Origin of the sequence: Streptacidiphilus alkalitolerans, assembly GCF_042511045.1 — a bacterium.
GTDB lineage: Bacteria > Actinomycetota > Actinomycetes > Streptomycetales > Streptomycetaceae > Streptacidiphilus > Streptacidiphilus alkalitolerans.
The window spans coordinates 52,459-73,046 of record NZ_JBHEZX010000029.1 but is presented as its reverse complement, the minus strand read 5'-3'; the positions used below and the strand labels follow the sequence as shown (position 1 = coordinate 73,046).

The following is a 20,588-nucleotide window of genomic DNA, read 5'->3' as shown; positions in this document are numbered from 1 at the left end:
TGGTCATAGCGTGAGGGAAACGCCCGGTAACATCCCGAACCCGGAAGCTAAGCCTCACAGCGCCGATGGTACTGCAGGGGGGACCCTGTGGGAGAGTAGGACGCCGCCGAACAACCATTCCAGCGAAGCCCCCTGACAACACGTCAGGGGGCTTCACTGCGTTCACGACCAAACAACCCGTGGGGTCGGCCTTCACCGTTGCTCTGGTGGCGGCGCCGTCTCGCGCCTTCGGCGCAAAGAAGCCAACTACACGGAGCCCCCACCGGGCCCAGGCCCGCCGCCCCGTTCCCGCCGCCGGACAGAAACGACGCCCCGGCCCCGCCTGCCGGCCGTGTTGTTGGCCGCGAGGCGGAGCCGAGCAACCCCGGCCAGGCACACCCCCGCCACCCGGCAACGACCCGGGAGCCCAAGCCACACACCCAAGCCGCCCCCACCCCCAAAGGGTTCAGGGAGCAACCAGCGATCAGGCCCGCGAGCCAGTGGTATTCGGCACCCCGGTTGAGTCCCGGACGTCGAATACCACTCGGCTCATGTCACGTCAGGTGGCGTTAGACCGCAGTCTTGGCGGCCTGGCCGCCGAGGAGGTGGCGGGCGAAGAAGCGGACTGCGCTGTCGGCTTCGAACCTGGGCAGTTCCTTGTGCCTGCCCGAGTTGGCGTGCAACGTCTTCTCCTTCGAGGCGAAGGCGTCAAACAGGGCGAGGCCGGCCTCGCGTGGGATGTGCTCGTCGTCCCACTGCATGTCGAACTCGATCGGGATGGTGATCTGCTTGGCCTGCTCGGCCAGGACATCGGGCCAGTGCTGGCCGAAGACCGCGGCGGTGATCCTGGGGTCGATCGCCACCAGCGGTACTCCGATCGCGGTTCCCATGTTGATGCCGAAGTAGCCGACCGGGCCGTCGGTGCCGATTTCCGGGAGTTCCTGGAGGGCGTCCAACGTCGCCTGCCATTCAGGCACGGCAAGCTCTGCCAGGTGAGCGTTGTAGCGGACGACGATCGGGCCTTCCGGCTCGCCCGCAGCCCTCGCCTGGTACAGGGCGGCGATTTCTTCTTCGTCGTGCGCTGTGCGCGGCCGGTCGCCGTGACCGGGTGCGTCGATGACCGCGACATGGAAGCCGCAGCCGGCCACGAGGCGCTGTGCGCGGCCCGCCATCGCCGGGTGCTTCTTGTGGTTGCCGCCGCCGTGGCCCAGCAGGACCAAGGGCGCGCGATCGGCTGCGCCGGAAGCCGGCGACCAGAGGACGCCGGGGATGTCGCCGAGGGTGAAGTCGCGCTCGACCATGTCGTTCGACGACGATTCTGCAGTGAACTTGAGAGAGTACATAGCTGTTGCCCTTCGAGAGTGCCTTGTTTGTTGAGGCGCTCCCGGCGACAGCTACGTCAATCGCACGGCCGTGACGGGAAGAGGGAGCACCCATACAGATACAGCGTTCACGGGTCTCACCTCCTGGCTCGTTGTCACGTCTTGCGAGACGCTATCAGTCGCAGGTCATCCTGATCAACTCCCTTTTCCAGGAGGCATAGCAGCACGTCAGCTCGTGCTTCGACGCTGAGCATGCGGGTGCGCAGCGGTCGCTGCCGCCCACCGGGCCGGGTGGGGTGGCCGCCCGGATCTCCGCCTGAACACGCCCGGGGTGTGGCGGCACAGGTTCCGTCCTGGTCCCCGGGGCGGGACCAGGACGGAACCGGCGGCGGCTGTCAGTACGAGGTGCTGGTGACGCACCGTTCGAGATCCAGGTTGCACACGACGACGTGCGAGGTGATTCCGGCGTCCAGGAGGTTCTCGGTCCAGGCCGTGTCGTGGGGGATGTTGGTCCAGTTGGTGGAGTTTCCGCCGTTCGACTGCGTGAGGTCCACGCTGCAGCCGGCGCCCCAGGTGGAGGTCACGAAGCCCTGCACGTGGTCGTGCCCGCCGTAGAACCTGACCTGCATGCCCCCGGCACAACCGGGGACGTTGGCCACGAAGGTGGTATCGGCCGACGCCATCCCGGTGCAGAGGCCCAAGCCGACGGTGGCGACGGCGGCGACGGCGCCGAGGCGGACGGTGGTGCGCTTCCTGATCATCAGTGTCTCCTAGTGGTGTTCGGTTGCTGAATTGCCGCGACCTGCTGTGCCCGCGCACCCCGCCAGGAGGCAGGCCCCTGAGGCCCGGACAAGTGGGAACCGGACAGACGAGGACCGCACAGACGAGGACCGGACAGACAAGGCCCGGACCGGCGGGAGGGACGACGGTCGACGATCGGCGTCGTGCCGTCCGTTCCCAACTGAAGGGAACCGGATGACGGGCCTGCCCCTCGAGTGATTCGATCAGGTTCGAACACTGATGACGCCGGGCCCTCGGGCGGTCGGCCGCTCACCTCGGAGGGTGTCGTGCTCTACCTCGACATGGATCGCGCCGTCCTGGCGAACACCCGGTTCGCGATCTCGCCGCTCAGCACCGTGATCGGCGCGCTCGGGCTCCTGCGTGACAACAAACAGCCGAGCGGCGGCGGTTGGCGGGGCAGGATCCAGGAGACAGTCCGTGACCGGAGGCTCGTGCTGTTGGGCTCGCTGTTCAACGGTTCGTGGGACTACCTGCCGGACTTCCTGACACCGCAGCCCCGAACCCCGGCGACTGGACTGCAGGAGGAACTGCACGCGGTCGCAACCACGGATTCCGCCCGCCTGCGCTGGGAGTTGCAGCTCATGGCGCAGGGTGTCAGTGAGGAGCGCCTGGCCGGCCGGTTGGTTCCGGTGCTCCTGCGCGACGCCCTGGAGCGGGGCGAACAGGACTTCGCCGAGCGGATGGCGGCGGAACTGCACCAGTTGTGGGAGGGGGCCGTCGCCCCGCAGTGGATGGCGCTGCGCACCCGGATGGAGGAGGACATCAGCCACCGGGCGCAGACGATCGCCCGCCACGGCCTGGCCGGCATGCTGGCCGCCCTGCATCCCGGAGTGCTCTGGAGCGAGGACCAACTGAGCCTGGTCAGTCGCTTCCGGGGTCGCGTCTCCGGCAGTACCGGCCTGGTTCTGACTCCCTCGGCGTTCAGCACGAACTTACGTGTGGTCATCGACTCGATACCGGCACCCACCACCCGGCAGCCCATGTTCGCCTACCCCTGCTGGCCCGGGCCGGAGGCACGCACCGGGCCGACGGTCCACGCCCTGCTCGGGGTGACCCGGGCGCGTCTGCTGTCCGACCTGCACACCGCCCGCAGCACCGTGGAGCTGAGCGACCGCCACTTCCTCGCCACCAGCACGGTCTCCTACCACCTCGGCATCCTGCACCGCACCGGACTGATCACCCGCACCCGCACCGGACAGCGCGTCCTGTACCAGCAGACCCCCCGCGCCACCGACCTCCTCGCCGCCCCCCGCCCCCACTGACACCGCGACCGACCGGAGGGGAGGCCCTACCCGGCCGACCGAGGCCCTAGGCGAAGTTGATCAGGATGTCGTGCACCGTTTGCCAGCACCGCGGATCCGCGGCGGCCAGGAGTCCGAGCCTGTCGTCCGCGGGGCGGTACGGGATGCCGTCGTGGCGGGCGGCGGTGCCGCCGGCTTCGGTGAGGAGCAGGGTGCCGGGGGCGTGGTCCCAGGGCAGGGTGCGCTGGTAGAGGCTGAAGTCGAGCGTCCCCTCCGCGAGTTGGGGATAGTCGACACCGGCGGCCTTGGTGCCGAGGCCCGCGTCGGCGAAGCGGGATCTGGCGGCTTCGACGTGGGCGCGGGCGGCGTCGGGGAGGAACCGGGTGAAGGCCGCTCCGCGCAGCGCGGCCGGGTCGGCGGACGCGGGGCCGCGCCGCAGCCGTACGCCGTCCCGCCAGGCGCCCGACCCCTTCTCGGCGGTGTAGCCGACCCCGGTGGCGGGGTGCACGATCCAGGCGGCCACGGTTTCGCCCTGCCGGACCAGCGCCGCCATCACCGCGTAACTGGGGCGGCCGGCCACGAAGTTGGCCGTGCCGTCCAGCGGGTCGACCAGCCAGGCGTAGCGGGCCTTCGGCAGCGCGGCCAGCAGCGCGGGATTCTCCGCCGCCGCTTCCTCGCCGATGACCGGTACGTCCAGGAGCGCGCGCAGGCGGCGGGTGATCAGCGCCTCCGCCTCCCGGTCGGCGACGGTGACGACCTCGCCGGGGCTCTTCTCGGTGACGTCCCCGTCGGCGAGCGCCCGGTACCGGGGCAGGATGGCCGTTTCGGCGGCCTCCCGCAGCACGGCGGTCACCGCCTCCATGTCGATGTGGTCGATCCGGTCGACACCGTCAATACGCATGACGGCCAGCCTAGTGATCACTCGGAGGGTGACGCCGCGTCGCGGCTCGATTGACCTCGGTGCGCGGTCGTCGGCCGCTAGGGTGCTGGAGATAGTCAGATCCAGCCAGTCGAGGCAACAACGAGGGTCAGAGGGGGAACCGTGTCCCAGCGGGTCACCGGCGCGTTCACGATCGACAAGTGGGAAGGCGCGCCCGGGGATTGGCACGGTGCGCAGCTGCAGCGCACGGAGGCCGCCAAGACGTTCACCGGCGGTATCTCCGGGACGAGCGCGCTGGAAGCCGTCATGCTCGGGGTGGGGGAGGACGTGTCCGCGTATGTCGCCGTGGAGCGGATCGAGGCCGAGTTCGACGGTCTCAAGGGCAGCTTCTGCCTGCTGCACTCGGCGACGGCCAACGGCGACGAGCAGGAGATGAACCTGACCGTCGTTCCCGGATCGGGAACCGGCGGTCTGGTGGGCCTGACCGGTACCGCGAAGATCCTGCCGGGGCACGAGCTCGAGCTTGAGTACGAGTTGTGATCCGTCCGCTGTGTGTGAGCCGACCGGTGTGAGAGTGGGCACGTCGCGCTGAAGACAGGCGCTTCGGTGGACCGCGGTGCTTACGCTGCACAGTATGAGTACACATTTTGACGTCGTGGTTCTTGGTGCGGGGCCGGGCGGCTACACCGCCGCCGTTCGCGCGGTGCAGCTCGGCCTGCGGGCCGCGGTGATCGAGGAGAAGTACTGGGGCGGGGTCTGCCTCAACGTCGGCTGCATCCCCTCGAAGGCGCTGTTGCGGAACGCCGAGCTGGCGCACATCTTCACCCAGGAGGCCGACACCTTCGGCATCCAGGTCGAGGGCCGGGTGAGCTTCGACTACGGGGCGGCCTTCAAGCGCAGCCGCAAGGTCGCCGACGGCCGGGTGGCCGGGGTGCACTACCTGATGAAGAAGAACGGCATCACCGAGTACGACGGCCGGGGCACCTTCACCGACGCCCGCACCATCGAGGTGGCGCTTCGCTCCGGCGGGACGGAGACGGTCACCTTCGACCACTGCATCGTCGCGGCGGGCGCCACCACCCGGCTGCTGCCGGGCACCTCGCTCAGCGACCGGGTGGTCACCTACGAGGAGCAGATCCTCACCGAGGCGCTGCCGAAGAGCATCATCATCGCCGGGGCCGGCGCGATCGGTGTCGAGTTCGCCTATGTGCTGCACAACTTCGGGGTGAAGGTCACCATCGTCGAGTTCCTCGACCGGATGGTGCCGCTGGAGGACGTGGAGGTCTCCACCGAGCTGGCCCGGCGCTACCGCCGCCTCGGCATCGAGGTGCTGACCTCCACCCGGGTGGAGTCGATCGACGACAGCGGCGAGCAGGTGCAGGTCACCGTCACCCGCAACGGGCAGCAGCAGGTACTGGCGGCCGACAAGGTGCTGCAGGCGATCGGCTTCGCGCCCCGGGTCACCGGCTACGGCCTGGAGCGCACCGGGGTGCAGCTGACCGAGCGCGGTGCGATCCAGGTGGACGGGCGCGGGCGGACCAGCGTGCCGCACATCTTCGCCATCGGCGATGTGACGGCGAAGCTGATGCTGGCCCATGCCGCCGAGTCGATGGGTGTGATCGCCGCCGAGACCATCGCGGGCGCGGAGACCATGGAGCTGGACTTCACCATGATCCCCCGGGCCACCTACTGCCAGCCGCAGATCGCCAGCTTCGGCTGGACCGAGGCGCAGGCCCGGGAGAAGGGCTTCGACGTCAAGGTGGCGAAGTTCCCGTTCACTGCCAACGGCAAGGCGCACGGCCTGGGCGACCCGGTCGGCTTCGTCAAGGTGATCAGCGACGGCACGCACGGCGAGCTGCTCGGCGCGCACCTGATCGGCCCCGAGGTCACCGAGCTGCTGCCGGAGCTGACGCTGGCCCAGCAGTGGGATCTGACGGTGCATGAGGTGGCCCGCAACGTCCATGCCCACCCGACGCTCGGCGAGGCGGTGAAGGAGGCCATCCACGGGCTGGCCGGTCACATGATCAATATGTAGGCGACCTGGAGGTACCGCGCGGCTCGGGCTCCGGCGCCGGCTCCGCCGCCGGGACGGCCGCCGTGCGCCGGAACAGGTGGTGGGCGACGAGGCCGGCCAGCAGGCCCCAGAAGGGGGCGCCGATGCCGAAGGCGGTCATGCCCGAGGCCGTGACCACAAAGGTGATGACCGCCGCCTCGCGTCCCTGCTCGCCGGTCAGGGCCGAGGCGAGGGCGGAGCCCAACGTGCCGAGCAGGGCCAGTCCAGCGACTGCCTCAACCAGCAGCGGGGGCGCCGTGGTGAGCAGCGCCGCGGACAGTCCCGCGGTGAGGCCGAGCAGGATGTAGAGCGCGCCCGCGGTGACCGAGGCGATCCAGCGCCGGGACCGGTCGGGGTGGGCATCGGGGCCGGCGGCCAGGGCGGCGGTGATCGCGGCGAGGTTGACCATGAACGCCCCGGCGACCGAGCCCGCCGCGGTGGTGAGGCCGGTGCTCAGCAGGATCGGCCGGGTCGGCGGCCGGTAGCCGAAGTGGGTGAGCACGGCGAGGCCGGGGACGTTCTGCGCGGCCATGGTGATCACATACAGCGGCAGGGCGATCCCGGCCAGGGCGCCGGCGCTGAAGGCCGGGGCGGTGAAGGTCAGCACGGGCAGCAGCCCCACGCCCGGCCCGGACCCGGTGGAGTGTCGGAGCAGCAGCACCAGGACGGTCACCGCCAGCGCGCCCGGGGTGGCCCAGCGGCGGGCGAAGCGGGTGAGCAGGGCCCAGGCGGCGATCACCGGCAGGGCCAGGCCGGGCAGCCGCACGGCCGCGTTCACCGGGGCGAGGCAGAGCGGCAGCAGCACGCCCGCGAGCAGGGCGGTGGCCAGCGGCACCGGTATCGCGGCGATCAGGGCGCCGAGCCGGGACCACAGCCCGGTCAGCGTCACCAGCAGCCCCGCGACCAGGAAGGCCCCCACAGCGTAGCCGTAGCCGTGCTGGTCGCCCGCGCTGACCAGCAGTGCCGCGCCGGGGGTGGACCAGGCGATGCTGATCGGCTGGCGGTAGCGCAGTCCGAGGCCGATGGCGAGGCCGCCCATGACCACGCAGAGCAGCAGCAGCCCGGACACCGACTGTCCCGGGTCGGCGCCGACCGCCCGCAGGGCGGTGAGGACCAGGACGAAGGTGCTGCTGAAGCCCACGACGGCGGTGACCAGCCCCGCGAGCAGCGGTTGGGTGACGCCCTCGCTGCTGCCGCCGTCCACCACGTGTCTCCTCTCCAACTCTCCCATGCGTTCCGTTTATGGAACGATAGGGCATCGGAGATACTGAGCACCATGGTTCAGGCATGGACGAGCACTGCCGCCGCCGAGACCGGGCGCCGGATCCGACGGCTGCGCGGCGAACGCGGGCTCAGCCTGTCCGAGCTGGCCCGCCGGGCCGGGATCGGCAAGGCCACCCTCTCCGGCCTGGAGACCGGCAGCCGCAATCCGACCGCCGAGACCCTCTACGCCATCGCCGCGCAGTTGGGCGTCCCGCTGGCGACGCTGCTGTCCACGGCGAGCGACAGCCCCCCGGTGATCGAGGGGGACGCGGTCACGGCGACGCTGCTGCAGGTGTTCGAGGACGGCGGCGTCAGCACCGAGCTGTACCGGCTGCTGATCCGGCCGGGACCGGTGCAGACCTCGCCCGCGCACGCCCCCGGGGTGGTCGAGTACCTCACCGTGTTCACCGGAACGGCCCAGGTCGGCCCGGCGGGCGCGGAGCTGGTGGTGCCCGCCGGGGGTCATGCCAGCTGGACCTCGGACGGTCCGCACACCTATGCGGCGCTGGGCGGGACCCCGGTCGAGGCCAGCCTGCTGATCAGGCACCCGCTCACGGGCCCCCGCCCTGCGGACCGCGGGTGACGACGGTTACGGTGTGTCAAACACCGGGGAAAGGGCCGTGGCCATGCAGAACCTGACGCTGTCCTGGCAGTCCTCCGGGGCCGTCGGCGCGGCAGCGTACGTCGCCTCCGTCGCGGTGCGGCGCAGTGGGCGGCCGGCGGCGGGCCTTGTGCTGCGCGAGACCGCGACGATCCTCGGCCTCTTCGCGATCTGGCAGTTCGCCGGGCAGCTCTCGGTCATGGGTACGGACGGCGCGCTGTCCCGCGGCCAGTGGGTCTGGGACACCGAGCGAAGACTCCACCTGCCGAGCGAGTACACCCTGCAGCAGTGGGTGCTGCCGCATCCGCTGCTGGTGCAGGGCGCCAACTACTACTACGCGGTGCTGCACTTCGGCGCGATGATCGCGCTGCTGGTCTGGGTCTTCCTGCGGCACCGCGCGTCGTACGCCTGGGTGCGGACCACGCTGGTGCTGGTCACCGCCGCCTCGCTGCTGGTGCAGCTGATCCCGGTCGCGCCGCCGCGGCTGCTGGGCAGCACCGGGCTGGTGGACACCGCGGTCCAGTACGGGCAGTCGGTCTACGGGACCACGATCGGCGGGCTGCAGGCCGACTCGTACTCCGCCATGCCCTCGGTGCATGTGGCCTGGTGCGTGCTGGTGGCGGTCGCGGTGGTGCGGATCAGCCCCAGCCGCTGGCGCTGGCTGGTGATCGCCCACCCGGTGCTGACCGTGGCGGTGGTCCTGGTGACGGCGAACCACTACTGGCTGGACGGCGTGGCCGCGGTGGTCCTGCTGCTGCTGTCCTACCTGCTGCAGTGGACGGTGGCCCGGGTCCTGGCCGGGCGGCGGACGCAGCCGGCGGTCGAGCCGGAGCGGGTACCTGTCCAGATCTGAACACATCCGAGCACATCTGCGCACATTCGGGCAGCGGCCAGGGCCGGGCACCCCCCCGAGGGGCGTCCGGCCCTGGCTGTTCCCGTACCGGTCCAGCTGTTCCAGCAGCGCTGGGATCGTTCCGGCCGCCGGTCAGCGGACCGGCAGTCCCAGCCGGCCCCAGCTGCCCCCGGCGAGCGCCGAGGTCGCGCTGTACCAGGCCAGCAGCCCGGCGACCGCGGCCACCCAGCCGGCGACCTTGCCGAGGGTGTCATTGCTGGCCAGCACGCCGATGGCGAGCAGCACCAGCGACACGGTGAACAGGGCGTACACCCCGCGGACCAGCTCGCCGCCGAGCCAGTGGGTGGCGGTGAGCGTCAGTGCCAGCAGGGCCCAGAGGATGAGGAAGAGCGCTGTCGCGTCCTTGCTCGCGGCGGCCGCCTGCGACCAGGTGACCCAGAAGGCGCCGAGGGCGGTGAAGGCCGTGCCGGTGACGGCGCTGCCGCCGCGGAACTCCAGCAGTCCGGCGATGAACAGGGTGAGGCCGCCGACGAACAGCGCCAGGCTGCCCGCGTCCTTGACGCCCGCGTCGTTGAGCACGCCGGTGCCGAGCAGCCCGAAGGCGAGGAGGGTGAGGCCGAGGGCGAGGTAGCCGAGCGGGCCTGCTGCGGATCCCAGGGAGACGGAGCGGTTCTCTGTGGAGCGGTTCTGTGCCACCGCGGCTTCGTTGCTCACGGGGGCTCCTTTCACTGGTGCTGCGATGCCGAACACTGTCGGCGACGACGACGTGCTGCGGCGCCGTTGCGGCACGGCGCTGAGGTGGACGTTCACACTTTCCTGACAACTGATCAGTACCCGAAAGTGACGGTGCATCAACCATCCGTGACCATAGATTTATCGACCAGTTTCGGAGAGTCTCCGACGGATCATCGGCCGATGCGCTAAGGGCCAGGCAGGTCCTCAGGCGACCCCGGCGGTCAGTCGGTAGCTGCCGCCGGCGCAGCCGGTGATCCGCCAACCGCCGTCGACCTGGCGCAGGTCGATGCCGCCGACCCCGCTGCCGGCCACCACCGGACGCGCCGCCCCCGGGAACCACACGTCGAGCGTGCAGCCGTTGCCCGCACCCGCCGCTGCCTTGGGCGCGGTTCCTTCGAGGGTCAGCCGGCCCTGCGGGTCCACCGTCAGCCGGGTCAACTCGCCCGGTGCGAACCGCGGGTAGGGGCGGGAGAGGACCGCGGCGAAGGCGGCGTCGGGCGGCAGGTCCTTGCCGGTGGCGCAGTCGGTGCGCTCCAAGTTCCCTGCGGTGGCGGCCTTCTGGTCGCTCTGCGGGTCGCCGCAGGCCTGCTTCCACACCCAGAACGCCCCGCCCGTCAGGTGGGCGTCCTCGGCGTCGGCGAACTCGGCGGTCCGCTGGTCGTCGGTGCTGCCGCTGCCGAACCAGCCCCACTCGCCGATCCACAGCGGCATGCCGTAGGCGTCGGCCTGCCGCTGGGCCAGGGCGAAGCCGCGGTCCACCGACACCAGGGTGAGCCCGTGGTCCTGGTCCACGGTGATCGACTCGTTGTAGAGGTGCGGGGCGAAGACCAGGTACGGGTCGTCGGAGAAGCCCTGCGGCGGGGCCGCGTCGAAGCCGAGCCCGGACCACAGCACGCTCGGCTCGATGAAGACCAGGTGCGGGAAGCCGTTGGCCGTTCCGCTCTCCTGCCCGCGGATGGCCCGGACGGCGCGCTGGTAGTACGCCGCCAGCAGCACCGAGGAGGTGGCCGGGGGGTCCTCGCCGACGCCGGGCTCGTTCAGCAGCCCGTAGCCGGCCACCGCCGGGTCGCCCGCGAAGGTGCGCGCGAGCAGGCTCCAGGTCCGCACCAGCTCGCTCTGGATCCCGTCGGTGTCGTGGTAGAAGTTGCTGAACGCCCTGGCCACGGCGGGGGAGAGGTCACGGTCGGCGCCCTGGCAGCGGGAGGTCCCGTCGGTGAGCGTGGCCCACTGCGGGGCGCCGTCGTAGCCGAGCAGCGGATCGTGCCCGCTCGGGCAGGAGGTTCCGGCGGGGGCGGCCAGGTAGCGGCTCCAGGCGTCCTGGTGCATGTCGATGTCGGTGTACATCCCCTGGGCCGCGGCCTGGGCCACGGCGTCCTGTATCCGCTTCAGATAGGCCGGGTCCCAATGGCCCCGCTGCGGTTCCAGCAGTGACCAACTGACGTTCAGCCGGACCACGTTGAAGCCCAGCGCGGCCATTCCGGCGAAGTCGGCGGCGGTCAGCGGACGGACCGTCGCCCGGCCGGGGGTCGGTGCGGCGTAGTCGTTCAGCTGGTTGACGTTGACGCCGCGCAGCAGGACCTGACGGCCGTTCACATCCTCGATCCGGCCGTCGCGCACGGTCAGCGCCGGGAGCGGTGCGCCCGCGGTGGCCCGGGCGGCGGGCGACACCGGTGCGGACCGGGCGGTGGCGCTGCTCGGGGCCGCCGCCGAGAGCACCCAGGAGGTCAGCGCCAGCGCCAGCACGGACGCCGCCACCGCCCGGAACCGCCGCCGCTCACCGGCGATGGCGTGCAGCACGCCGCTGGTCAGCAGTAGGGTCGGCACCACGGCCCAGCCGAAGGCGAGTCCGAGCGACAGGCCGCTCGCGATCCGCAGCCCGGCGTCGGGGAGGATCAGCAGGTCCGTGCCCTGGTAGTCGCGGGGCGCCGCCAGCAGGGCCTGCAGCACTCCGGCCGCCGCGCCGCCGCCGAGCGCGGCGAGCCATCCGGTCAGCAGCAGTCCGGTTCCCCGCCCGCAGTCGAAGCGGCGGGAGGAGCGGGAGAGCAGCCCGGCCCCGACGAGGGCGGCCGACACCAGCTCCACCGCGTACCGGGCCGGGCCGATCGACAGCGAGCGCAGGCTCAGGTGCTCCCCGTACAGCGACGCGGCGGGGGAGCCCTCCCACAGCATCGGCGCCACCAGTGAGCCGAGCAGTGCCGCCGAGAGCGCGGTGGCCACCAGCGACCAGCCCCAGCCGAGGCCGGTCAGTTTCGGGCCGCCGGCCCGGCGGTGCACCAGGGCGGCGCCGAGCGCGGGCAGCCAGCCGAGCAGCACCGCGCGCTCGGCGGTGAGGCCGGAGGTCCACAGCGCCGTCGCCAGCGACATCGCGCCGGTCCTGGTCCCGCCGTGCTGGGCGGTCCCGTCGTGCACGGCGGTTCCGGCCAGTTCGGCCAGGACCTGCAGCAGCCGGGCGATGCCCACCGCGAGCACACTGACGCCCCAGACCCGCAGCAGCAGCCATCGGCGGCCGAGGCCGCCGCGCGCGGTCCTGATCGAACTGAGGGTGCCCCAGAACACCACGACGGCGACGACGGGAAGGAAGACCGCGACCCCGCTCACCGACCACAGCCCGTGCACCGGGCTCACCTGCAGCGCGGACCAGGGCAGCAGCGCGAACAGTCCGGTCGGGTCGTAACGCGCGCTGGCGACGCACGCCCCCAGCATCAGCAGGGCGGCCGCCCCCGCGGCCAGGGTCGAACGGAAAGTCGAGGCGGTACCAAGTTCGCGCGGCATCGACCGATCGTAGGGATGCCAACTGCTGTGCACCAGGGGTCACTTTTGCCCCAGTGGGGTACATAGGACAGCAGAACCGGATGGTAGGCCTCCGGCTGAAAGCCGCTGGGGGTGTCTGGCGGATCTCCGCGGGTGAAGGAGCGGTGTCCGGTGCGTGCGGTCGCAAGGCGCCGGAGCGCCCTTGTAGCGGAGCTACCAGGGCGGTTCGGCAACGCGGCGAGCGTGCGTGCCGGGCGCCGCGACGCCGCGGAGATCCGTCAGACACCCCCTAGCGCTGGGTCGGCACCCGCAGGGCCAGGATGGCCATGTCGTCCGAGGCGGGCTCCGGGGCGAACCGTTCCACCGCGCGCAGCACCCGGGCCGCCACCGCGCCGGCGGTGAGGCCGGTGCAGCCGGCCAGTACCTCGGCCAGGCCGTCGTCGCCGAGCATCCGCGAGCCCTCGCGCCGCTCGGTGATCCCGTCGGTGACGCACAGCAGCACGTCGCCCGGGTCGAGCACCACCGTCTCCTCGAACAGGTCGAGTTCCTCGATCACTCCGAGCAGCGGCTGCGGCACCGCCGCCGCCGAGACCGTGCCGTCCGGGCGGAGCCGCAGCGGCAGCGGGTGTCCGGCGCAGACCGAGCGCAGCTCCACCGTGCCGTCCTGATGCGGCGTCATCTCCCCGTACAGCAGCGTCAGGAAGCGGCTGCGGGCGCCCTCGTCCAGGATCGCCGCGTTCAGCCGCTTCAGGACCTCGGGGGCGGACAGGCCCTCACGGGCCAGCAGCCGCAGCGAGTGCCGGGCCAGGCCGGTCACCGAGGCGGCCTCGGGGCCGGTGCCGCAGACGTCGCCGATGGCGAAGCCGTAGGTGCCCTCGCGGATCGGGAAGACGTCGTAGAAGTCGCCGCCGACCTCGTTGCCCTCGCCGGCCGCCCGGTAGATCACCTCGACCTCGACGCCCGGGACCTTGGGCAGGTCCGGCGGCAGCAGGCTGCGCTGCAGCGCCCGGCTGATCGCGGTGCGCTCGGAGTAGAGCCGGGCGTTGTCCAGCGCCAGCGCCGCCCGGCGGGACAGGTCCTCGGCCAGCTCCAGGATCTCCCGGCGGAACTTCTCGTCCGCGGCCTTGCCCAGGGTCAGCATGCCGATCACCCGGTTCCTGGCGACCAGCGGCAGCACCACGGTCTCGCCGCCCACGGTCAGCGCCGTGGCCAGCGCGGTGGCCGGTCCGGAGCCGGGGGTCGGCCGGGTGGTGCCGCCGCGGCCCAGGCTGCGCAGCGAGACCCGCATCGCGGCGTCGTGCGCGGCCTCGGCGGGCGCGGGCCAGTTCCGGGCGCCGGGGGTGTTCAGCGGTTCGGGCGGCGGGATCTGCGCCAGCAGCGCCCGCAGCCCGTCGATCTGGTCCTCGTCCTCGTGCAGGACGAACGCCAGCTCCGGCGCCGACTGCTCGGAGATGGTGTAGACGGCGCACCAGGCGGCCAGGGTGGGCACGGTCATCTGGGCCATCAGCGCCAGCGTCTGGTCCCGCTCCAGGGTGCCGGCCAGCAGGTCGGAGGCCTCCACCAGGAAGGAGAGCGAACCGCGGCGGAGCCGCTCCAGCTCGGTCAGCCGGGCGCTCTCCACCGCCAGCGCGATCCGGTCCGCCGCGAACTGCAGCCGCAGCGCGTCCTGGTTCCGGTACTGGTCGGCGGCCTGCGCGGCCACCCCGAGCGAGCCGGTCAGCCGCCCCTCGACCTTCAGCGGGACGGTCACCACCGAGCGCAGCCCGGTCCCACTGAGCAGCGGCACCGCCCCCGGCTGCGCGGTCAGGTCGTCGTGGACGGCAGGCAGCCGGGCCGAGCCGTAGCGGCCCGCGCCCGCCTCCACCGGCACCCGGGCGAACCGCTGCCGCCCGGACGGCAGGCCGCAGCTGGCCCGGACCTCCAGCTCGGTCTCGTCGTCGGTGGCCAGCAGCAGGTACGCGGCATCGCCGTCCAGCATGTCGCGCGCCCGTTCGACCGTGCGCTGCAGCAGTCCGTCCAGGTCGTCGGGGGCCGGGGAGCCGATGAAGGCGTCGAAGGACTGCAGCCCGCCGACCCCGGTCTCGGCGTGCGCGCCGGGGGAGGTGCTGTCGGCGGGCTGGCCCCGGAACGGGGACTGCAGCACCGCGCGCTCGGTCTCCCGGACCAGCAGGCAGACCGTGGAGGGAGTGCCCTCGGTATTGCGGACCCGCAGGTGGGCGCCGTACACCGGCATGGTGCGGCCGTCGCCGCAGCGCATCCCGTAGCTGCCCTCCCAGCGCGAGAGCCGCAGCGCCTCGTCCAGGCCGAGCCCGGTGCCGGGGGTCTGCGGCCAGGCCGCGAAGGAGCCCAGCGGCTTGCCGACCACCAGCTCCGCGGGTAGGTCGAACAGCGATTCGGCGTCCTGGTTCCAGCTCTGCACCACGCCGTCCGGGTCGACCTGGAGCACGGCCACCCGCACCGTGGAGTCGGCGGCCGGGAGCAGCCCGTCCGGGGTGACCGGGCCGGCGAAGCGGGTGCCCGCGGCGCGGGCGGGCAGGTCGAGCCGGAACCAGACCCGCTTGTGCGCGGGCGCGTAGTCCACGCCCCAGCGGGTGGCGAGGGCCGCGCAGAGCAGCAGCCCGCGACCGCCCTCGCGCTCCAGGTCGGCCCGGCTGACGTCGAACGGACGGTTGTCCTCGGTACTGGCGAACGCCCCGTCGTACAGCGGCACCATCCGCTTGGGATAGCGGTCGGCGACCTCGATCCGCACCCCGTTCTCGTCGCGCAGGCAGACCACTTCGGCGGCGGTCCCCGCGTGCACCACGGCATTGGTCACCAGCTCGCTGACCAGCACCACCGCATCGTCCACGACCTCGGAGAAGCCCCAGCCCTGCAGGGTGTCCCGGACGAAACCGCGCGCGGACGCCACGGAGCGGACGACCGGCTCGAACGTGGCGGTTGCCCGCGCGGTGACCACGAGTGACTCCCTCTGTTCCTGTGCTGGGCACAACGGCCCCGAGCCCATGAGGTTACTTATGACGGGCACCCCACTGTGCCCGATCGGCAAGCCGATACCCCGCGCCACCCCTCACGCAACCCCCGGGGGTCGCTAGATTGTGGAGTACAGGACGACGGCACCGCTGAGCGCGCTCCGGAAAGCAAGCTACCGGGTCCGTGCGCGGCGGCCCGCCGGTCGGCGACTCTGGAGGGACCCCGGTGGATTCAGGCAGGGCGACAGCAACGGCAGCGGCCCGCGGCAGCAGGAGCCGCCGGAACCGGGGCGCGGACGCGGCGGACCTGCGCAAGCTGCTCTCCGCGCTGACAGCCATGCGCGACGGCAACTTCCGCAGGCGGATGACCGTCCCCGGCGACTCGGTGATGGCCGAGGTCGCGGCGGTCTTCAATGAGATCGCCGAGCGCAACCAGCACCTCACCGGCGAGCTCGCCAGGGTCAGACGCGCGGTCGGGCGGGAGGGCCGGCTCTCCGAGCGGCTGGAGGCCGGGGCCGGCGAGGGCGCCTGGGGCGCCGCCGTCGACAACTCCAACGCCCTGATCGACGACCTGGCCCGGCCGATGGCCGAGGTCGGCCGGGTGCTCGGCTCGATCGCCGAGGGCGACCTGGACCAGCGGATGGAGCTGCGCGCGATCGGCCCGGACGGGGGCACGCATCCGCTGCGCGGCGAGTTCCTCAAGGTCGGCCGCACGGTCAACGGGCTGGTGTCCTCGCTGTCGGAGTTCACCGACGAGGTGACCCGGGTGGCCATCGAGGTCGGCACCGAGGGAAAGCTCGGCGGCCAGGCCCGGGTGCGCGGGGTGTCCGGCAGCTGGAAGGACCTCACCGACTCGGTCAACATGATGGCCAGCCGGCTGACCGCGCAGGTCCGCGACATCGCGCTGGTGACCACGGCGGTCGCCAAGGGTGATCTTTCCAACAAGGTCACCGTGCATGTCGCGGGCGAGATGCTGGAGCTGAAGAACACCGTCAACACCATGGTGGACCAGCTCTCCGGCTTCGCCTCGGAGGTGACCCGGGTGGCCCGCGAGGTGGGCACCGAGGGCCGGCTCGGCGGCCAGGCCACCGTCCCCGGCGTGGCCGGGACCTGGAAGGACCTGACCGACAACGTCAACCTGATGGCGACCAACCTGACCGTCCAGGTGCGCAACATCGCCCAGGTGACCACGGCGGTCGCCCGCGGCGACCTGTCGCAGACCATCGAGGTCGACGCCCGCGGCGAGATCCTCGAACTGAAGACCACCATCAACACCATGGTCGACCAGCTCTCCGGCTTCGCCGAGCAGGTCACCAGGGTGGCCCGCGAGGTCGGCACCGACGGCATCCTGGGCGGCCAGGCGATGGTGCCCGGCGCGGCCGGGGTGTGGCGGGACCTGACCGACAACGTGAACTTCATGGCCGGGAACCTGACCGGCCAGGTCCGCAACATCGCCCAGGTGGCCACCGCGGTGGCCAGGGGCGACCTGTCGCAGAAGATCACGGTCGACGCCCGCGGCGAGATCCTGGGCCTGAAGACCACCCTGAACACCATGGTCGACCAGCTGTCCGCCTTCGCCGACGAGGTCACCCGGGTCGCCCGCGAGGTCGGCACCGAAGGCACCCTGGGCGGTCAGGCCCTGGTCCCGGGGGTCTCCGGCACCTGGAAGGACCTGACCGACAACGTCAACTTCATGGCCAACAACCTGACCGGCCAGGTCCGCAACATCGCCGAGGTGACCACCGCGGTCGCCCGGGGCGACCTGTCCAAGAAGATCACCGTCTCGGCCCGGGGCGAGATCCTGGAGCTGGTCACCACCGTCAACACCATGGTCGACCAGCTGTCGGTGTTCGCCGACGAGGTGACCCGGGTGGCCCGCGAGGTCGGCACCGAGGGCATCCTCGGCGGCCAGGCCCGGGTCAAGGGCGTCTCCGGGATCTGGCGCGACCTGGCCGAGAACGTGAACTTCATGGCCTCCAACCTGACCTTCCAGGTGCGCAACATCGCCCAGGTGGCCACCGCGGTGGCCGGCGGCGACCTGTCCAAGAAGATCACCATCGAGGCCCAGGGCGAGGTCGCCGCCCTGGCCGACACCCTGAACACCATGGTCGACCAGCTCTCGGCCTTCGCCGACGAGGTCACCAGGGTGGCCCGCGAGGTCGGCACCGAGGGGCGGCTGGGCGGCCAGGCCCGGGTGGCCGGGGTCGGCGGGATCTGGAAGGACCTGACCGACAACGTCAACCTGATGGCCAACAACCTGACCGGGCAGGTCCGCAACATCGCCCAGGTCACCACGGCCGTCGCCAAGGGCGACCTGACCAAGAAGATCGACGTCGACGCGAGCGGCGAGATCCTGGAGCTCAAGACCACCATCAACACCATGGTCGACCAGCTCTCGGCCTTCGCCGACGAGGTCACCCGGGTCGCCCGCGAGGTCGGCACGGACGGACGGCTGGGCGGCCAGGCCCGGGTGCCGGGCGTGGCCGGGACCTGGCAGGACCTCACCGAGTCGGTGAACGAGCTGGCCGGGAACCTGACCCGGCAGGTCCGCGCCATCGCCCAGGTGGCCACCGCGGTGACCAGGGGCGACCTCAGCCTGCGGATCGACGTGGACGCGTCCGGGGAGCTCGACGAGCTCAAGGACAACATCAACCAGATGATCGCCAACCTGCGCGAGACCACCCGTACCAACCAGGAGCAGGACTGGCTGAAGACCAACCTGGCCCGGATCTCCGGGCTGATGCAGGGCCGCCGCGACCTGGAGGCGGTCGCCTCGCTGATCATGAGCGAGCTGACCCCGGTGGTCTCGGCCCAGCACGGCGCGTTCTTCCTGGCCCAGCCCGGCAGCAGGCCGCCGGAGCTGGTCCCGGAGGAGGAGGACGACGGCGACCTGATCCTGCGGCTGATCGGCTCCTACGGCTACCAGCGGCGGGCCATGCCGACCACCTTCCGTCCCGGTGAGTCGCTGATCGGGCAGGCGGCGGTGGAGAAGCGGCCGATCCTGCTGAAATCCGCCCCGCCCGGGTACCTCAAGATTGCCTCCGGGCTGGGCGAGGCCGCCCCGGTGAACATCATCGTGATGCCGGTGCTGTTCGAGGGCAGGCTGCTCGGGGTCATCGAGCTGGCCTCGTTCAACAGCTTCAACAACGTCAGCCTGGACTTCCTGGACCAGATCGCCGAGATGATCGGGGTCACCGTCAACACCATCTCGGTCAACACCAAGACCGAGGGACTGCTGCTGGAGTCGCAGCGGCTCACCGCCGAACTCTCGATGCGCTCGGCCGAGTTGGAGGCCCGGCAGGAGGAACTGCAGCGTTCCAACGCCGAGTTGGAGGAGAAGGCGGAGCTGCTCGCCACCCAGAACCGCGACATCGAGATCAAGAACTCCGAGATCGAGGAGGCGCGGCAGGTGCTGGAGGAGCGCGCCGAGCAGCTCGCCCTCTCCTCGCGCTACAAGTCGGAGTTCCTGGCCAACATGTCGCACGAGCTGCGCACCCCGCTCAACTCGCTGCTGATCCTGGCCAAACTGCTCACCGACAACGCCGAGGGCAACCTCAGCCCCAAGCAGGTCGAGTTCGCCGAGACCATCCACGGCGCGGGATCCGACCTGCTGCAGCTGATCAACGACATCCTGGACCTCTCCAAGGTCGAGGCGGGCAAGATGGACGTCCGTCCGGCCCGGATCGCCCTGGTCCAGCTGGTCGACTACGTCGAGGCGACCTTCCGGCCGCTCACCGCGGACAAGGGCCTGGACTTCGCGGTCGAGGTCTCGCCGGAGCTGCCGGTCACCCTGCACACCGACGAGCAGCGGCTGCAGCAGGTGCTGCGGAACCTGCTCTCCAACGCGGTGAAGTTCACCGACTCCGGTGCGGTCGAACTGCTGATCCAGCCGGTCGGCAGCGGCCCGGGCCGACGGCAGGTGCCGCAGCACATCCAGGAGCAGCTGCTGGAGTCGGGCGCGATCCGCGACCCGGAGGAGCCGCTGATCGCCTTCTCGGTCACCGACACCGGCATCGGGATCCCGCAGAACAAGCTCCGCGAGATCTTCGAGGCGTTCAAGCAGGCCGACGGCACCACCAGCCGCAAGTACGGCGGCACCGGGCTCGGGCTCTCGATCAGCCGGGAGATCGCCCGGCTGCTCGGCGGCGAGATCCACTCCGAGAGCGAACTGGGCCACGGCAGCACCTTCACCCTGTTCCTGCCGATGGATTCCGGCCAGTCCGACCAGGACGGCTCCGGCCTGCCGGAGCCGCACCTGGTGGACGCCTGGGGCCGGGCCCTGCCGGTGGTCACCGGCAGCCCGGCGCAGCAGTGGGCCGACGAGGTGCGCGAGGCGGCGCTGGCCCGGCGGCGCTCGGCCTCGCTGTCCGGGCTGCTGCCGCAGGTCCGGGAGCGCGGGCGGCAGAACGGGCGGCCGCAGAACGGGCAGCTCGAGCAGCCGGCCCCGCAGGCGGAGCCGGAGGCCCCGCCCGCGGTCGCGGCGGCGGACGGCACCCCGGCGGCGGGCCCGTTCGGCGGCTACTTCGAGGGCGAGAAGGTGCTGATCGTCGACGACGACATCCGCAATGTCTTCGCGCTGACCAGCGTCCTCGAGCAGTACGGCCTCACCGTGCTGTACGCGGAGAACGGCCGGGAGGGGATCGAGGTCCTGGAGCAGCACGAGGACGTCGCGGTGGTGCTGATGGACATCATGATGCCCGAGATGGACGGGTACGCGACCACCGAGGCGATCCGGCGGATGCCGCAGTTCACCGGCCTGCCGATCATCGCGCTGACCGCCAAGGCGATGAAGGGCGACAAGGAGAAGAGCCTGGACGCCGGGGCCTCCGACCACGTCACCAAGCCGGTCGACACCGACCACCTGCTGGCGGTCATGGAGCACTGGCTGCTGGCCCGCGGCCGGTGACCGGAATCGGCCGGTGACCGGATCAGCTCCCGGCAGCCGTCGGCGGAGGACAACCGTCCAGCCCGCGGCGGCCCGGGGGCTGATCCGTCCCGCTCTGCGCGGCTGCTGCGGCGACAATCGGCGGTAACAGGTTCCGGAACCCGCTTCCGGGGCATGCGTGGGGGACAGCCTGCGGCGGTTCGGCCACACCCTGTACCCACTCGGCGGGGTGGTGGCAGCTGCGCGGCGGAACCG

At 71.6% G+C, this 20,588-nt stretch carries 13 protein-coding genes and 1 rRNA gene; 7 read left to right on the top strand and 7 right to left on the bottom strand.

The window, feature by feature from the left end; translation table 11 throughout:
• A 5S ribosomal RNA gene (gene rrf, locus ACEZDG_RS37010) occupies positions 1–112 on the top strand; the annotation flags it as partial.
• 436 nt (positions 113–548) lie between these two features.
• On the opposite strand, the gene ACEZDG_RS37005 is transcribed toward rrf, so the two are convergent.
• Positions 549–1,322, bottom strand: a complete 774-nt coding sequence (locus tag ACEZDG_RS37005) for an alpha/beta hydrolase (RefSeq protein ID WP_380519187.1) — start codon at positions 1,320–1,322, stop codon at positions 549–551.
• A gap of 374 nt (positions 1,323–1,696) precedes the next feature.
• A complete protein-coding gene (locus ACEZDG_RS37000; RefSeq protein WP_380519184.1) occupies positions 1,697–2,062 on the bottom strand; it encodes a hypothetical protein in 366 nt (121 codons plus the stop codon).
• A 306-nt stretch (positions 2,063–2,368) separates the two neighbouring features.
• Here ACEZDG_RS37000 and ACEZDG_RS36995 point away from each other — a divergent pair, with 306 nt between their 5' ends.
• On the top strand, positions 2,369–3,364 hold the full coding sequence (locus tag ACEZDG_RS36995) for an ArsR/SmtB family transcription factor (RefSeq protein ID WP_380519182.1): 996 nt from the start codon (positions 2,369–2,371) through the stop codon (positions 3,362–3,364).
• Positions 3,365–3,410: 46 nt separating this feature from the next.
• Here the strand turns inward: ACEZDG_RS36995 and ACEZDG_RS36990 are convergent, their stop codons facing one another.
• Entirely contained in the window at positions 3,411–4,244 is an 834-nt protein-coding gene (locus tag ACEZDG_RS36990) for an inositol monophosphatase family protein (RefSeq protein WP_380519180.1), read from the bottom strand.
• A gap of 141 nt (positions 4,245–4,385) precedes the next feature.
• On the opposite strand from ACEZDG_RS36990, the gene ACEZDG_RS36985 reads away from it, so the two are divergent.
• Both ACEZDG_RS36985 and lpdA read left to right on the top strand, forming a co-directional pair.
• Positions 4,386–4,763 carry a DUF3224 domain-containing protein gene (locus ACEZDG_RS36985; RefSeq protein ID WP_380519179.1) on the top strand — a complete coding sequence of 126 codons (378 nt, stop codon included), beginning with the start codon at positions 4,386–4,388 and terminating at the stop codon, positions 4,761–4,763.
• A gap of 94 nt (positions 4,764–4,857) precedes the next feature.
• A complete protein-coding gene (lpdA, locus tag ACEZDG_RS36980; RefSeq protein WP_380519177.1) occupies positions 4,858–6,258 on the top strand; it encodes a dihydrolipoyl dehydrogenase in 1,401 nt (466 codons plus the stop codon).
• Here the strand turns inward: lpdA and ACEZDG_RS36975 are convergent.
• Positions 6,248–7,507 (bottom strand): benzoate/H(+) symporter BenE family transporter, encoded by a 1,260-nt coding sequence (locus tag ACEZDG_RS36975; RefSeq protein ID WP_380519174.1) that lies wholly within the window; start codon positions 7,505–7,507, stop codon positions 6,248–6,250. The genes lpdA and ACEZDG_RS36975 overlap by 11 nt on opposite strands.
• A gap of 45 nt (positions 7,508–7,552) precedes the next feature.
• Between ACEZDG_RS36975 and ACEZDG_RS36970 the strand changes: the two genes are divergently transcribed.
• A complete protein-coding gene (locus ACEZDG_RS36970; protein WP_380519172.1) occupies positions 7,553–8,122 on the top strand; it encodes a helix-turn-helix domain-containing protein in 570 nt (189 codons plus the stop codon).
• Between the two features lie 43 nt (positions 8,123–8,165).
• Positions 8,166–8,993, top strand: a complete 828-nt coding sequence (locus ACEZDG_RS36965) for a phosphatase PAP2 family protein (protein ID WP_380519193.1) — start codon at positions 8,166–8,168, stop codon at positions 8,991–8,993.
• A gap of 132 nt (positions 8,994–9,125) precedes the next feature.
• Here ACEZDG_RS36965 and ACEZDG_RS36960 read toward each other — a convergent pair whose 3' ends face one another.
• From ACEZDG_RS36960 to ACEZDG_RS36950, 3 genes are all read right to left on the bottom strand, one after another.
• Positions 9,126–9,707: an acetate uptake transporter gene (locus tag ACEZDG_RS36960; protein ID WP_380519170.1), complete on the bottom strand. Its 582-nt coding sequence runs from the start codon at positions 9,705–9,707 to the stop codon at positions 9,126–9,128.
• Between the two features lie 225 nt (positions 9,708–9,932).
• On the bottom strand, positions 9,933–12,500 hold the full coding sequence (locus ACEZDG_RS36955) for a glycoside hydrolase family 5 protein (RefSeq protein ID WP_380519168.1): 2,568 nt from the start codon (positions 12,498–12,500) through the stop codon (positions 9,933–9,935).
• Between the two features lie 268 nt (positions 12,501–12,768).
• Entirely contained in the window at positions 12,769–15,435 is a 2,667-nt protein-coding gene (locus ACEZDG_RS36950; RefSeq protein WP_380519166.1) for a SpoIIE family protein phosphatase, read from the bottom strand.
• A gap of 239 nt (positions 15,436–15,674) precedes the next feature.
• Here ACEZDG_RS36950 and ACEZDG_RS36945 point away from each other — a divergent pair, with 239 nt between their 5' ends.
• On the top strand, positions 15,675–20,354 hold the full coding sequence (locus tag ACEZDG_RS36945) for a HAMP domain-containing protein (RefSeq protein ID WP_380519164.1): 4,680 nt from the start codon (positions 15,675–15,677) through the stop codon (positions 20,352–20,354).
• Positions 20,355–20,588: the final 234 nt, after the last annotated feature.

Bases quoted from the DNA above. Each gene is read 5' to 3' on its own strand.
- ACEZDG_RS37005 (WP_380519187.1), bottom strand. From the start codon at position 1,322: ATGTACTCTCTCAAGTTCACTGCAGAATCGTCGTCGAACGACATGGTC.
- ACEZDG_RS36990 (WP_380519180.1), bottom strand. From the start codon at position 4,244: ATGCGTATTGACGGTGTCGACCGGATCGACCACATCGACATGGAGGCG.
- ACEZDG_RS36970 (WP_380519172.1), top strand. From the start codon at position 7,553: ATGGTTCAGGCATGGACGAGCACTGCCGCCGCCGAGACCGGGCGCCGG.
- ACEZDG_RS37000 (WP_380519184.1), bottom strand. From the start codon at position 2,062: ATGATCAGGAAGCGCACCACCGTCCGCCTCGGCGCCGTCGCCGCCGTC.
- ACEZDG_RS36955 (WP_380519168.1), bottom strand. From the start codon at position 12,500: ATGCCGCGCGAACTTGGTACCGCCTCGACTTTCCGTTCGACCCTGGCC.
- lpdA (WP_380519177.1), top strand. From the start codon at position 4,858: ATGAGTACACATTTTGACGTCGTGGTTCTTGGTGCGGGGCCGGGCGGC.
- ACEZDG_RS36975 (WP_380519174.1), bottom strand. From the start codon at position 7,507: ATGGGAGAGTTGGAGAGGAGACACGTGGTGGACGGCGGCAGCAGCGAG.
- ACEZDG_RS36965 (WP_380519193.1), top strand. From the start codon at position 8,166: ATGCAGAACCTGACGCTGTCCTGGCAGTCCTCCGGGGCCGTCGGCGCG.